This window comes from Pseudonocardia benzenivorans CB1190, assembly GCF_000196675.2.
Classification (GTDB): Bacteria; Actinomycetota; Actinomycetes; order Mycobacteriales; family Pseudonocardiaceae; genus Pseudonocardia; species Pseudonocardia benzenivorans.
This window is the reverse complement of the sequence record NC_015312.1, coordinates 4,603,412-4,616,878: the sequence shown is the minus strand read 5'-3', so window position 1 is coordinate 4,616,878 and position 13,467 is coordinate 4,603,412. Positions and strand designations below refer to the sequence as shown.

Annotated in this window: 12 protein-coding genes; 8 read left to right on the top strand and 4 right to left on the bottom strand. The window is 74.3% G+C overall.

The window, feature by feature from the left end; genetic code table 11:
- The first annotated feature begins 10 nt into the window (after positions 1 to 10).
- Genes PSED_RS21560 through PSED_RS21550 form a run of 3 tightly spaced genes read left to right on the top strand, consistent with a single transcriptional unit; the run spans position 11 to position 3,099 of the window.
- Positions 11 to 994, top strand: a complete 984-nt coding sequence (locus PSED_RS21560) for an amidohydrolase family protein (protein WP_013676364.1) — start codon at positions 11 to 13, stop codon at positions 992 to 994.
- 16 nt (positions 995 to 1,010) lie between these two features.
- On the top strand, positions 1,011 to 2,300 hold the full coding sequence (locus tag PSED_RS21555) for an aromatic ring-hydroxylating oxygenase subunit alpha (RefSeq protein WP_013676363.1): 1,290 nt from the start codon (positions 1,011 to 1,013) through the stop codon (positions 2,298 to 2,300).
- A 10-nt stretch (positions 2,301 to 2,310) separates the two neighbouring features.
- Entirely contained in the window at positions 2,311 to 3,099 is a 789-nt protein-coding gene (locus PSED_RS21550) for an IclR family transcriptional regulator (protein WP_013676362.1), read from the top strand.
- A gap of 15 nt (positions 3,100 to 3,114) precedes the next feature.
- On the opposite strand, the gene PSED_RS21545 is transcribed toward PSED_RS21550, so the two are convergent.
- A complete protein-coding gene (locus tag PSED_RS21545) occupies positions 3,115 to 3,948 on the bottom strand; it encodes a 2-keto-4-pentenoate hydratase (protein WP_013676361.1) in 834 nt (277 codons plus the stop codon).
- A 133-nt stretch (positions 3,949 to 4,081) separates the two neighbouring features.
- Between PSED_RS21545 and PSED_RS21540 the strand changes: the two genes are divergently transcribed.
- From PSED_RS21540 to PSED_RS21520, 5 genes are all read left to right on the top strand, one after another.
- Positions 4,082 to 5,155, top strand: a complete 1,074-nt coding sequence (locus tag PSED_RS21540; protein ID WP_013676360.1) for a DODA-type extradiol aromatic ring-opening family dioxygenase — start codon at positions 4,082 to 4,084, stop codon at positions 5,153 to 5,155.
- Positions 5,152 to 6,156 (top strand): NAD(P)/FAD-dependent oxidoreductase, encoded by a 1,005-nt coding sequence (locus tag PSED_RS21535; RefSeq protein WP_013676359.1) that lies wholly within the window; start codon positions 5,152 to 5,154, stop codon positions 6,154 to 6,156. The genes PSED_RS21540 and PSED_RS21535 overlap by 4 nt, the downstream gene beginning before the upstream one ends.
- A gap of 17 nt (positions 6,157 to 6,173) precedes the next feature.
- Positions 6,174 to 6,515 (top strand): ferredoxin, encoded by a 342-nt coding sequence (fdxA, locus tag PSED_RS21530; RefSeq protein WP_013676358.1) that lies wholly within the window; start codon positions 6,174 to 6,176, stop codon positions 6,513 to 6,515.
- A gap of 59 nt (positions 6,516 to 6,574) precedes the next feature.
- Positions 6,575 to 8,098: an aldehyde dehydrogenase (NADP(+)) gene (locus PSED_RS21525; protein ID WP_013676357.1), complete on the top strand. Its 1,524-nt coding sequence runs from the start codon at positions 6,575 to 6,577 to the stop codon at positions 8,096 to 8,098.
- Between the two features lie 147 nt (positions 8,099 to 8,245).
- On the top strand, positions 8,246 to 9,562 hold the full coding sequence (locus PSED_RS21520) for an MFS transporter (RefSeq protein ID WP_233899098.1): 1,317 nt from the start codon (positions 8,246 to 8,248) through the stop codon (positions 9,560 to 9,562).
- A gap of 339 nt (positions 9,563 to 9,901) precedes the next feature.
- On the opposite strand, the gene PSED_RS21515 is transcribed toward PSED_RS21520, so the two are convergent.
- From PSED_RS21515 to PSED_RS21505, 3 genes are read right to left on the bottom strand one after another with little or no spacing between them, the layout of a single operon-like run.
- Positions 9,902 to 11,389, bottom strand: coding sequence for a DUF2252 domain-containing protein (locus tag PSED_RS21515; protein WP_013676355.1), 1,488 nt, complete (start codon positions 11,387 to 11,389; stop codon positions 9,902 to 9,904).
- A gap of 34 nt (positions 11,390 to 11,423) precedes the next feature.
- A complete protein-coding gene (locus PSED_RS21510; RefSeq protein ID WP_013676354.1) occupies positions 11,424 to 11,987 on the bottom strand; it encodes an HD domain-containing protein in 564 nt (187 codons plus the stop codon).
- The gene (locus PSED_RS21505) at positions 11,987 to 13,369 is read right to left on the bottom strand and encodes a hypothetical protein (RefSeq protein WP_013676353.1); all 1,383 of its coding nucleotides are present in this window, start codon (positions 13,367 to 13,369) and stop codon (positions 11,987 to 11,989) included. Before PSED_RS21505 ends, PSED_RS21510 begins: the two co-directional genes overlap by 1 nt.
- Between the last annotated feature and the right edge of the window lie 98 nt (positions 13,370 to 13,467).

The window sequence follows — 13,467 nt, the reverse complement described above, 5'->3', positions numbered from 1 at the left end:
GGGCGTCGTCGTGCACGACCTGCACACCCACGTGGTGCCGCCCGCGACCCCGTTCCTCGACCGCCTCGTGACCGCCGACCCGCGGTGGGCCCGGCTCGAACCGGGACCCGACACCGGCGACGTGCTCGTGGCGGGGAAGATCTTCCGGACGGTCCGGCGGGTGGCGTGGGACCTCGACGCCCGCCGCGACGCCGCGCAGGCGGCCGGCGTGACCGGGCAGCTGCTGTCGGCGATGCCGGAGCTGTTCGCCCCCTGGGCGCCCCCGGCCGACGCCGTCGACTACGCGCGCGCCTTCAACGACTGGCTCGCCGGGGAGCTGCCGCGCCACGGCGGCTTCTACGCGGGACTCGGCGTCGTGCCGCTGCGTGACCCCGACGCGGCCGCGGCCCTGCTGGCCGACGTCGCCGGCGCGGGGCTCGTCGGCGTCGAGCTGCCTGCCGGCCCGCCGACGGCCGCCCTGCACACCGCCGCCTGGGCCGGGTTCCTCGACGAGGCCGAGCGGCTCGGGCTGTTGGTCTTCGTCCACGCCGTCGGTGGCCCGGGGGTGGCGGACTACCCGCACCCGATGGCCGCCAACGGGGTGCTGTTCCCGGCCAGCATCGGCACCGCGATCGGTGGGCTGATCGCGACCGGCGCGATCGCGGCCAGACCCCGCCTTCGGCTGCTCGCGAGCCACGGCGCCGGCTCGCTGGTCACCGAGCTGCCCCGGATCGACTTCCTGCGGGACACGACGCCCGCGCTGCGGGAGCTGATGCCGGAGTCGGCCGTCGAGTCCGCGCGCCGGCTCTGGTACGACCCGCTGCTGTTCGACGCCGCCCTGCTGCGGCTCCTCGTCGACGTCGTCGGCGCCGACCGCATCGTGCTGGGCACCGACCACCCGTTCATGCCCGTGGATCCCGTGTCCTTCCTCGACGACCCCCTGCTGCCGGCAGGCCTCGCCGCCGCCGTCCGCACGCACAACCCGGCCGCCCTGCTGGGCCTGCCGGCCTCCTAGCGAAGGAGCTGGAGACATGACCGAACTGCTCGAACCCGCCGCCACCACCCCCACCGCCGGGCTCGTCGACGACCGCCCCACCGACGGTTTCTTCCGGGTCAACCGGGCCGCCATGGTCGACGAGGCGGTGTTCGCCGAGGAGCAGCAGGCCGTCTTCGACCGGTGCTGGCTCTACGTCGGCCACACCTCGGAGATCGCCGCGCCCGGCGACTTCCGCACCCGCACCGTGGCCGGACGACCGTTGATCCTCTGGCGCGGGACCGACGGCGAGGTCCGGGTCTTCCTCAATGCCTGCCGGCACCGCGGCGCCCAGCTGTGCCGGGTCCCCGACGGCAACGCCCGCGGCATGTCGTGCTTCTACCACGCCTGGACCTACGCCAACGACGGTCGGCTCACCGGGCTGCCCGACGCCGACGGGTACGGGCCGGGGTTCGACCGGTCCCGGTTCGGCCTGAGCTCCCCGCCCCGCGTGGCCGTGTACCGCGACTTCGTGTTCTGCTGCTTCGACCCCGACGCCGTCGACCTGCCCACCTATCTCGGTGAGGCGCGCGAGTACCTCGACCTGGTGGCCGACCAGTCCCCGGAGATGGAGGTGGTCGACGGGATGCACGAGTACTCGATGGAGGCGAACTGGAAGCTCTTCGTCGAGAACAGCCTCGACGGCTACCACCTGATCCCGTTGCACCGCACCTACTTCGACTACCTCAAGTCGACCGAGGACTCCTACCTCGATCCGCGCAGGCCCACCGAGGCCCGCGATCTCGGTGACGGACATGCGGTGATCACCGTCGAGGGACCGTGGGCACGGCCGGTGGCGCGCTGGACCCCGTCGATGGGCGAGGAGAACCACGCCTATGTCGAGGCACGGAGGACCGAGCTGGAGGAACGGTTCGACACGGACCGCGCCCGGCGGATCGCGACGACGGACCGCAACCTGCTCGTCTTCCCGAACCTGGTCATCAACGACATCATGGGCGTCGTGATCCGCACCATCACCCCGACCTCCGCGGGTCGCACCGTCATCGCGCAGTGGACGCTCGCGACGAAGGGCGAGCCGGAGTCGGTGCGCGCGCGCAGGCTGGACTCCTACGTCACCTTCCAGGGCCCGGGTGGGCTGGCGACGCCGGACGACATGGAGGCCTGCGAGTCCTGCCAGGAAGGCTTCGCCGCCGCGGCGGAGTCACCGTGGTCGGACATCTCGCGGGGGATCCACAAGGAGGCGACGGGCGAGCCGTTCACCGCGGCCGACGAGATCCAGCAGCGTGCGTTCTGGCGTCGCTGGCGGGACCTGCTCGGCTCGCGCTGAGCGGCGTCGCATGCGCATCAGCGCCGACGAGGCGGGGGAGCAGCGGTCGGTGGGCGACCGGCTGCTCCTCATCCTCGACGCGGTCGCCGAGTCCCCCGGCGAGGTCGGGCTCAGCGAGCTCGCCCGCCGGACCGGTCTGAAGAAGGCCACGGTGCACCGGCCCGCCACGGACCTCGTGGCGCATCGGATGCTGGAGCGCGGCGGCTACGGCTACCGGCTGGGGCTGCACCTGTTCGAGCTCGGCCAGCACGTGCCGGCCTCACGGCGGCTGCGGGCCACGGCGCTGCCGTTCATGTCCGACCTGCTCATCGCGACCGGGGAGATCGTGCAGCTCGGGGTGCTCGACGGCACCGAGATCATCTACATCGAGAAGCTCACCGGGCGGCACAGCGTCCCTGCGCCGTCGGCGGTCGGGGCGCGGCTGCCCGCGTACTGCACGGGGCTCGGGAAGGCGATACTCGCCTTCAGCGACGAGAGTGCCGTGGACCGGGTGGTCAGCGGGCCGATGCCCGCGCGGACGAGCACCACCATCACCGACCCCGCCCGGTTCCGCCGCGAGCTCGACCGGATCCGCGAGACCGGTCTGGCCTACGACCGCGAGGAGGGGACCCGGGGGATCGTCTGCGTGGCGGCGGCGATCGTCGTCGAGAGCTACGTGGGCCGCGACGGGCACCGCGCCGTCGCGGGGCTCTCGGTCACCGGCCCGGCCCAGCGCCTGCAGCCGGTGCGGCTGGAGGCGGCGGTCCGCACCGCCGCACTCGCGATCAGCCGCGGTCTCGGCCACCCCCTGGGCCGCTGACCGGGCCGCGGGCGATCAGCGGCCGGCCGTCGGCGCACCGAGCCCGGCGTCGGGCTCGCCCGCCGGCCGGCGCACCGAGACGGTGGTGCGCCCCCCGAACCGCGCCGACAGGACCCGTCCGGCCCGCAGCGGCGTGGCGGCGGTGAGCCCGCCGGTGATCACCAGCTCGCCCGCCTGCAGGTGGCGGCCGCGCGCCGCGAGCTCCGCGGCCAGCCACGCGACCGCGTGCAGCGGGTGCCCGCTCGCGGCGGCCGACACGGCGGTGGCCAGCTGGACGTCGTCCTCGGAGAGCTCGACCGGCACCCGATGGCAGCGGAGGGGGTCGACGTCCAGGGCGGGCCCGAGGACGACCCCGGCCGCCGACGAGCCGTCCGCGGTGTTCTGCTCGGCGGAGAACCGGTAGTCCCACCAGATCGAGTCGACGATCTCCAGACAGGCGCGGACCTCGGCGACCGCGTCCGCGACCTCGGTGATCAGCAACCCGGGCCCGGACAGATCCCGGCCCAGGACGATGCCGATCTCGGGCTCGACGCGCGGGTGCAGGAACCCTGCCGCGGTGGCCCCGTCGTGGCGCACCATGTCGTCGAGCAACGGGCCGTGGTTGGGGACGGACACACCCATCTGCCGGCGCATCACCGCCGAGGTGTAGCCGAGCTTCCACCCGACGTGGCAGCGGCCCTCGTCGAGCCGCAGCGCCGTCAGCCGGTCCTGCACCGCGTACGCGTCGTCCAGCGAGAGCGCAGCGGTCTCGGCGGTCGCGTCGAGCAGGGCGTGTCCGGCTCGCGCGCGGTGCAGGACGTGGGCGAGCCGCGCGGTGTCGGGCGCCTGGGTCTCGATCAGGTCGGTCACGGCTCCGATCGTCCGGCGCGGTGGTCCGCTGCGGTAACCCGCCGGTCCACTGGCCGGTCCGAGTCGTGGTCGCGGCCGCCCGGGCTTCCGAGACTCGACGGCACAACCCGCTCGACGACGAGGAGGAGCACCCATGGCCGAGATCCTGGGACTCGGGGTCACGCACTACCCACCCCTGAGCGGCACGGACGACAACCTGACCAGGGTCTTCCGCGGCGCGCTGGCCGATCCGCGGCTGCCCGCCGAGCTGCGCGACCCGGCGTCGTGGCCGGAGCGGGCCCGCCGGGAGTGGGCGGACGACGAGGGTGTCGCGGCGGGCAAGGCCCATCGGGCGGCGCTGCTGGAGGGCTTCCGTCGCACCCGTGCGGCGCTCGACGAGTTCCGCCCCGACGTCGTGCTGATCTGGGGCGACGATCAGTACGAGAACTTCCGCGAGGACCTCGTGCCGCCGTACGCCGTGCTGGCCTACGAGGACAAGGTCGTCCATCCGTGGCGGCACGCCGACGAGTCCTCGAACATGAAGGGCAAGCCGAACGTCTGGGGCGAGGGCGAGGACACCGCGCGCACCATCCGCGGCCACCGGCCGTTCGCCAGGCACCTCGTCGAGGGACTCATGAACTGCGGCGTCGACGTGCCCTACGCCTACGAGCCGCTGCACCACCCGGGCTTCGCCCACGCGTTCCTCAACACCGTGCTCTACCTGGACTACGACCGCCAGGGGTTCGACTACCCCGTGGTCGCCTTCCCGCTGAACTGCTACGGCCGCAAGGTGATCAGCTACCAGGGCAACATCTCCCCGCTCGGCGTCGAGCGCGAGCTCGACCCCCCGTCGCCGAGCCCGTCGCGGATCATGGACGTCGGCGCGGCCGTCGCCCGGATCTGCGCCGACAGCCCGTACCGGGTGGCGCTCGTCGCGAGCTCGAGCTGGTCGCACAGCTTCCTGGTCGACTCGACGTTCCGGCTGTTCCCGGACTCGGCGGCCGACGAGCGCATGTACGACGCGCTGGTGACCGGCGACCACTCCGTCTGGGAGCACACGACCCTCGAGGACGCCGAGAAGGCGGGCCAGCAGGAGCTGCTGAACTGGTGGGCGCTGGTCGGGGCGATGCGTGAGCTGGGTGTCGCGCCCAGCTGGACGACGTTCGCCGCGTCGAACATCTTCGTGTCCAACAAGGTCTTCGCGATCTACGACGGTGCGGCCCGGTGAGCGCCGCAGCGGTGGCCGACGTCGCGGTGATCGGCGCGGGACCCACCGGGCTGTTCGCCGCGTTCTACGCCGGGATGCGCGGGCTGTCGGTCGCGCTGGTCGACGCCCTGCCCGAACCGGGCGGCCAGATCTCGGCGCTCTACCCCGAGCAGGTCATCCGTGACGTCGCCGGGTTCCCCGCGGTCAAGGGGCGGGACCTGGTGCGCTCGCTCGTCGAGCAGGTCCGGCCGTTCCGCACCGAGATGCTGCTCGGCCGGCAGGCCGTCCGGCTCGACGACCGCCACGACGGACGCTTCGAGATCGGGTTCGCCGACGGCGGCGCGCTGGAGGCGGGCGCCGTCGTGGTGACGGCGGGGATCGGGACCTTCGCACCCCGCACGCTGCCGTGCGGTGAGGACTTCCTCGGTCGTGGCCTGACCTACTTCGTCCACGACCCCGCCGAGCTCGCCGGCCGGCGCGTGCTCGTCGTCGGGGGCGGGGACTCGGCCCTCGACTGGGCCGACGCCCTGCAGCACTCGGCCCAGGTCACGCTGGTGCACCGCCGCGACAGCTTCCGCGCGCACCGGCACACCGTCGACCAGGTGCTCGCCGGACCGGCCCGCGTGCACACCGAGACGGTCGTCGAGCAGCTGCGCGGGGACACGCGGGTGAGCGGAGCCGTCCTGCGCAACATCGCCACCGGGCGGCTCACCGAGGTCGGGTGCGACAGCGTGGTCGCCGCGCTGGGCTTCGTCGCCAACCCGGGCCCGCTGCTCGGCTGGGGCTTCGACGTCGCCGACCGCAAGATCGTCGTCGACACCGCGATGCGGACGTCGCGGCCCGGCGTCTTCGCCGCGGGCGACGTCTGCACCTATCCCGGGCGGGTTCCGCTGATCGCGGTCGGCTTCGGCGAGGCGGCCACGGCCGTCAACCACGCCGCGGTCCGCCTCGACCCCACCGCCTCGACCTTCCCCGGCCACTCGACGGACGCCCTCGTCGCCGAGGCCGGCGTACTCATCTGAGCGAGAGGGGCACCGTCATGACCTACGTCGTCACCGACGCCTGCGTCGACGTCCTCGACCGGTCCTGCCTCGAGGAATGTCCGGTCGACTGCATCTACGAAGGCGATCGGAAGATGTACATCAACCCGGTCGAGTGCATCGACTGCGGGGCGTGCGAGCAGGCCTGCCCGACCGCGGCGGCCGTCGCCGACCGCATGATCGCGGGCACCGACGCCGCCTGGAACACCACGGACAACGCGTCGTTCTTCGACGTCGTCCTGGCCGGCCGCGACGCGCCGCTCGGCACCCCGGGTGGCGCCACGCACCTCGGCCCGGTCGGCGTGGACACCGAGACCGTCGCCGCGCTGCCACCGCGCTGACCGAAGCGCCGACCGTCCCTGCGCCGACCGTCCCTGCGCCGATCTCCTGGAGGACTCCCGTGACCACCACCGAACACCGTCCCGTCACCGGCACCGATCCCCGCACCGGGCTCGACCTGCCCCCGGAGGTGGTCGAGAGCACCGACGACCACGTTCACGACGTGGTCGGGGCCGCCGCCGACGCGGCACCGGCCCTCGCCGCACTGGACCGGGCCGGACGGGCCCGCGTGCTCGTCGCGCTCGCCGACGCGCTGGAGGCCGCCCGCGCGCCGATCGTCGAGATCGCCGACACCGAGACCGCGCTGGGCGACACCCGGCTGAACGGTGAGCTGACCCGCACGGCCTTCCAGCTCCGGTTCTTCGCCGACGTCGTGACCGACGGCGGCTACCTCGAGGCCACGATCGACCACGCCGGTCCGACGCCGATGGGGCCGCGCCCGGACCTGCGCCGGATGCTCGTCCCGATCGGCCCCGTCGCCGTCTTCGGTGCCAGCAACTTCCCGCTCGCGTTCTCCGTGCCGGGAGGGGACACCGCGTCGGCGCTGGCCGCCGGCAACCCGGTCGTGGTGAAGGGCCACGGGTCGCACCCGGGCACCTCGCGACTCGTGCACGAGGTCCTGACCGGGGCGCTGCAGGCCGCGGGGCTGCGGCGCGGGACGCTCGGCCTGGTGTTCGGGCGCCGGGCCGGGCAGGAGCTCGTCGCGCACCCGGCGATCCGGGCCGTCGGCTTCACCGGATCGCTCTCCGGTGGGCGGGCCCTGCTCGACATCATCGACGCCCGCCCGGAGCCCATCCCGTTCTACGGCGAGCTCTCCAGCCTGAACGCCCTGGTCGTGACCGAGGCGGCCGCGCGCGAACGGGCCGGCGAGATCGGCGCGGGTCTCGTCGGTTCGGTCACGGGGTCGGCGGGCCAGCTCTGCACCAAGCCGGGCTTCGTCCTCGTCCCGGACGGGCAGGCGGGTGACGCCGTCGTGGCCGCGGCGGCTGCCGCTCTCGGCGGCGCGAGCGTCGTCCCGCTGCTCAACGAACGCATCCACCGGTCCTACGTCGACGACACCGCGCGGCTCGCGTGCGCCCCCGGCGTCAGGGCCGTCGCCGCGGGTGACCCGGCCGACGCGGGGTTCACGGTGGCGCCGCTGCTCGTCACCGCCCGGGCGGACGACCTCCCCGATGAGGCGTTCGCCGAGTACTTCGGGCCGGCCGCCGTCGTCGTCCGCTACGCCGGGCCCGCGGAGCTGACGGCCGTCCTGCGCCGGCTCCCCGCGTCGCTCACCGCGACCGTGCACACCGGTGCCGGAGAGCCGGTCCTCGAACTGGTCGGCGTCCTCGCCGGGACCGCCGGCCGCCTCGTCTTCAACGGCTACCCGACGGGTGTCGCCGTGAGCTGGGCGCAACACCACGGTGGGCCGTGGCCGGCGACGAACAGCCTGCACACCTCCGTCGGGGCGACCGCGATCCGCCGGTTCCTGCGGCCGCTGACCTGGCAGGACGCTCCGGCCGACGTGCTCCCGGACGAGCTGCGCGACGTCCCGGCCGCCGGCGTGCCCCGCCGGGTCGACGGGAGCCTGGTGCTGCCCGGCTGACCGGCTCAGACGGCGGTCCACTGCACGGACCGGACCGCCCCGCCGATCTTCGATCCGCCCGATGCTCACGCGGCCGAATCCGGCACACCCCCCGAGAGACCCAAAGGTGCGTCCATGAATATTCGCGACGTGATCGACAGATCGCCCATGACGAGGTTCCAGGTCATGGTCGTGGCGCTGTGCCTGGTGATGAACGTCGTCGAGGGCTTCGACATCCTCGTGATGGCCTTCGCCGCCTCCGGGGTGGCCGCCGAGTGGCACCTCACCGCATCGCAGGTCGGGCTGCTGCTGAGCAGCGGCCCGATCGGCATGGCGCTCGGTTCCGCCCTGGTCGCGCCGCTGGCGGACCGGATCGGCCGGCGCCCGCTGACGCTGGCCTGCCTGGCCGTGGCCACGGTCGGGATGTTCCTGTCCGCGCTCACGACGGGCGGCGTCCAGCTCGGCCTCTGCCGGGTGCTCACCGGGATCGGCGTCGGCGGTGTGATCGCCGGCCTCCCGGTGATCATCGCGGAGTACTCCAGCAGGCGCGGCCGCGGGACCTCGACGGCGTTCTTCGCGGTCGGGCTCCCGCTCGGCGGTGTGGTCGGCGGCACGATCGCCGCGCTGGTCACCGCCGGGTACGGGTGGCGGGCGACGTTCCTGCTCGGCGCCGTGCTCAGCCTGGTCACCGTCTCGGCCATGGCCGCGGTGCTGCCCGAGTCGATCGACTACCTCGCCGCCCGCCGCCCGGCCGGGGCGCTCGCCAGGATGAACACGATCCTCGCCCGGATGCGCATCGCGCCGCTGGACGCGCTGCCGGCGCCCGTCGACCGGGCCGCGACCGGGGTCGGGCGCAACGTGCTCCGCGGGCGCAACGGGATCCGCAGCGTCCTGCTCTGGGTGGCGTTCTTCTGCCTGTTCGCCGCGACCTACTTCGCCGGGAGCTGGACCCCGCGGCTGCTGGAGCAGAGCGGACTGTCCGCGCAGCAGGGGATCAGCGGCGGGATCCTGCTCAACGCCGGCGGCGTCGTCGGAGTGCTGATCGTCGCCGCCCTCGCCCTGCGGGTCGCGGTGACCAAGCTGGCCGTGGCCGCCCTCCTGCTGGGCGCGATCGCGTTCGGGCTGATGACGATGGCGCTCGGCAGCCTCGGCGCGACGATGGCCGCCGCCGTGCTCGTCGGGCTCCTGGTGAATGCCAACGGCGCGCTGCTGTACGCCGTCGCGCCGAGCCTGTACCCCGTGTCCGTGCGGGCGACGGCCGTGGGCTGGGCGCTCGCCGTCGGACGGGTCGGCGCGATCGTTGCCCCGCTCGTCGCCGGGGCCCTCGTCGACGCCGGGTGGTCCGGCCGCGGGCTCTTCGGGCTGTTCGCGGTGCCACTGGCCGTCGCGGCGGCCGCCGTCGCGGGCGTGACCCGGCTCGGCGCGCGGCGCGACGCGACGCCCGAGCTCGACCAGCAGCACCTGCCGCCGGCCGTCTCGGCCTGAGCCGGCTCTGCGGCCGCCGGCGCGCGGCCCGGCCGGCGCGGGGGACCGACCCCGGCCGGCCGGTCGTGGTGGTGTCGACCGGACCCCCGGCCCGCTGTCGCGCGCAGCCTCAGGGTCGTCGGTGCGGCCGGCGGGAGCGGTGCGGTTGCGACCGGCTGATCGGGCGCAACCTCAGGGTCGTGGTCGGGCGTTCGGACGACGGTGAGGTTGCGGCCGGCTGATCGGGCGCAACCTGAGGGTCGTCGTTGCGGCCGGCAGGAGCGGTGAGGTTGCGCTCGGGGTGTGGTCCGCGGGTGTGCTGCAGGTCCACGGGTCCGCCGGGACACACCCGGCAGCGGCTCAGACGGCGGCCCGGGGTTGCGGCCGGGTCCTGCGTCTCGACCCGGTCTCGCGGCGGGCCGGGGCACCCTCGGTGACCGGTTGCTCAGGCGCGGAGGCGGCGTCCGGCGAGGCCGAGCGGCCCAGGTCGCGCACGAGCGCGGCGTGGTCGCGCTCGGTCTGGTCGGCGTAGGCGGCCGCGAACTCGGTGACGGCCTCGTCGAAGGCCGAGCCGGTGCCGAGGTACGCGGCGATCGCGATCCGGTCGCCCGAGCGGGCGTGCGCCCTGGCCAGCGACCACGCGCACAGGTCGCCGTAGAACTGCAACCCTTCCGGGCGCATGCGGTCGAGGTCGAGCGAGCCCTTCATGTCCCGCAGCTGGCGCAGGTAGTAGTCGCGGACGCGCCCGTCGACGCCCGGCGCCTGCATCCAGCCGAGCAGCACGTCGCTGACCGCCTGCATCAACCGCTGGCCCTCGACGACGCGCCTGCCGTGGTGCGCGGTCGGCACCGGCCCGACGAACTCCTCGAGTACCGACGGCCCGGCCTCCTTCACCTGCAGGAACAAGGGGTCGGCGGAATCCCCGCGGCCGAGCAGCAGCACCATCCAGCACCGTGTCCCGACGCTGCCGATGCCGACGACCTTGCGGGCGAAGTCGATCGGCCGGTAGGCGTCGAACAGCACCCTGCGGTCCGGGGCGAGCGACTCGCGATAGCCCGCCAGCAGCGCGTGCAGCTGTGCCTCCATGCCGACCGCGACGTCGGTGCCCACGAGGTCGCGGACGGGCACGATGAGCGGCGGGGCGCTGATGATGCGGGTACCCGCGTCGTCGGTCTCGGCGAACCGCTCCAGCGCACCGAGGTTGTCGCGCTTGCGTGTCTTCGCGAAGAAGCGGTCCGCCTCGTCCCTGCCCGCCCGCGGCAGCCTGCGGTTCAGCTGCTCAATCACACCGGCTGTGTCGACGTGGGCGTACCAGACGTCGAGGATCGTCATCTCCGCGAACTCGAGCATCGCCGTGCGGTACCGCGCGACGGTGGACCGCACGATCCGGCGTCGCCTACGGGCGGGGAACCCGTTGTCGCGGGCGGCGACCTCCACGCTCGCGGCCAGCCGTTTCACGTCCCACTCCCACGGTCCGGGGGCGGTCTCGTCGAAGTCGTTGAGGTCGAACACCAGGCGACGCTCGGGGGAGGCGAAGAGCCCGAAATTGGCGAGGTGGGCGTCGCCGCAGAGCTGCACCCGCAGCCCCGTCGACGGCCCGCGGGCGAGATCCGCGGCCATCGGCCCGGCGGCACCGCGCAGGAAGGTGAACGGGCTGACGGCCATCCGCTCGTAGCGGAGCGGGAGCAGCTCGGGGACCCGGTCGGCGTCGTCGGCGCGCAGGCGCGCGATCGGGTCGGGCCGGTCGGGCCCGAGGTCCAGTGTCGCGTGGGACGACCGTGGCACCTGGCGGCGCAGCGCCCGGCCCTGCGCCCGCGAGTCCGCCCTGCTCGCCGCAACCTCACCCATGCGAGCACCCTGCGGCGTCACCGCGGCGGGCGGCTCATCCGCCGCAGGTGACTGCGGACCGCAGCCACTCCTCGGCGCGTCGCCAGGCGTCCCGGCGGGCAGGCAGGCCGAGGTCGAGTGCCGCGAGCGCCACCGGGTCGTTCGCACGCCGCAGCCGCACCTCGGCCATGCGGGCCTCGAAGGACACGGGCCTGCCGGTGGGATCGGTGGACATGTCGGCGTACCAGAGCAGGTCGTGGACGATCGAGCACTCGTCGGCGAAGTCGGCCAGCTGGTCGGCCAGCCCGAGAAGGCCGGCCTTGACGGCCGCGGCGGAGTGGAACGCGACGAGGGCGGCGACCCGGTCCGGGAACCCGAGCGAGCGCGCGTGCCGGGCCCCGTCGAGGGGATGGAACCCGGTCCGGACGACCGAAGGGGCGTACCCGATGTCGTGCAGCCACGCGGCGGCGACGAGGGTCTCGTCGTCGCCGGGCGGCAGACCGGCGGCGAGCACCCGGGCGTGACCCGCGACGCCGCGCGTGTGGGCCCAGCGCCGGGGCAGCGTCACTGCCAGTGCCGCGCGGGCCGCGGTCTGCGCAGCCCGCGCGACGTCGTCCATCAGCTCGGCCCGCCGTCGAGGCCCGGCGAACCGGGCGAGCCGTCTGCGTCGGCCGTGACCAGCGACCGCGGCTGGTCGAGCAGCTCGACCACACCGAGCAGCACCACGAGCACGAGGGCGACGGTGAGGACGGTCCAGCCCGACGGCCGGTCCCACAGCACCACGACGAGTGCCGCCAGCACGACGAGGACGGTCCGGAGCAGGACGCGGTGGTCGTGGACCCACGGCCCGACCGGTCCGGCGGCGAGCCGGCGCGCGAACCCGCCCCGGCGCAACGCCCCGACGCCGCGGGAGAGCGCGCCGCGCAGACGCACGGCCGTGTTCGACGGGCCGGTGACCCACGCCGCCAGTGCGACGACGAGCCCGACGACGAACAGCGTCCGCAGTGCGGCGCGGACGAAGCGCACCACGATGTCGTACGTCGAACCGACGGCCGCGGCGGACTGCTCCGCCACCGAGCCCACCACGATCCCGCGGACCGCGAGCAGGGCACCCGCCACCACCAGCATGATCCCCATGACCGCGAGCCCGACGACAAGCGTCGCGCGCCGTCGTCGGCGGGCGAGCAGGACGCCGCCCACGAGCAGCGCGAGGGTGACCCACGGCAGCCAGGTCGCCGTGACGTCGAGCAACGAGTAGAGCGTCTGCGCCCGGATGAGGGTGCTCGCCGGGAACAGCGCGATCGTCGGGTGGATCTCGGGGATCTTCCCGGCGAGCTCGAACCCCGAGGCCACGAGCTGCTGCTTCGCCGCGTCGATGAACGGGGCGAGGTCGAGGACGGTCTCGCCGCCCTGCACGACCAGCGCCGAGGACTGCCCGGCGAGCGCGGCCGCGATCTGCTGGTGGGTGATCGTGAGTGCCCGCTCCCCGGCCGCCACGAAGGCAGGGCTGCTGACCAGCTCGTGCACCTTGCTGCCGACGAAGTTCCGGGTGCCGTCGGCCAGCGGGCCGGTGAGGCCGTGCAGGCGGTCGACGATCGGGGCGGGCAGGCCCTGTGCGGCCAGCGCGTCGACGGCCTCGTTCGCGAGACCCTGCACGTTCACCTGGGCGAAGATCTCCGCGGTCACCCGGTCGGCGACGGTGGACTGCACCGCGGGATCCTCGAGGACCGGCCCGACCGTGGCCACGAAGCGGTCGGTCTCGGAGAGCTGGTTGTGCGTCCAGACCGCGAACACCGACACCGGGACCAGCAACAGACCCAGGACGAGCAGGACGGCCGAGCCGACCGAGGCCCACCGGATCCGGCGCCGGGCCGGGGGTTGCGGGGGCGGTGCGGACCGCAGGTCGGCGACCTCGGTGCGCAACCGTTCCAGCTCGGCGCGCTCGTCCGTGGTCAGCGCAGCGGCGACGCCACTGCTGTCGGGGCTGTCGACGACGGACATCGTGGCTGCTCCTCCCGGCCGCATGAGCGGCCCACCTTCCGCCCCCGGGCCCCGCGAGGCATCACCTCGTGAGGGCGAGGTGGCCCGGGCGGCCCGCG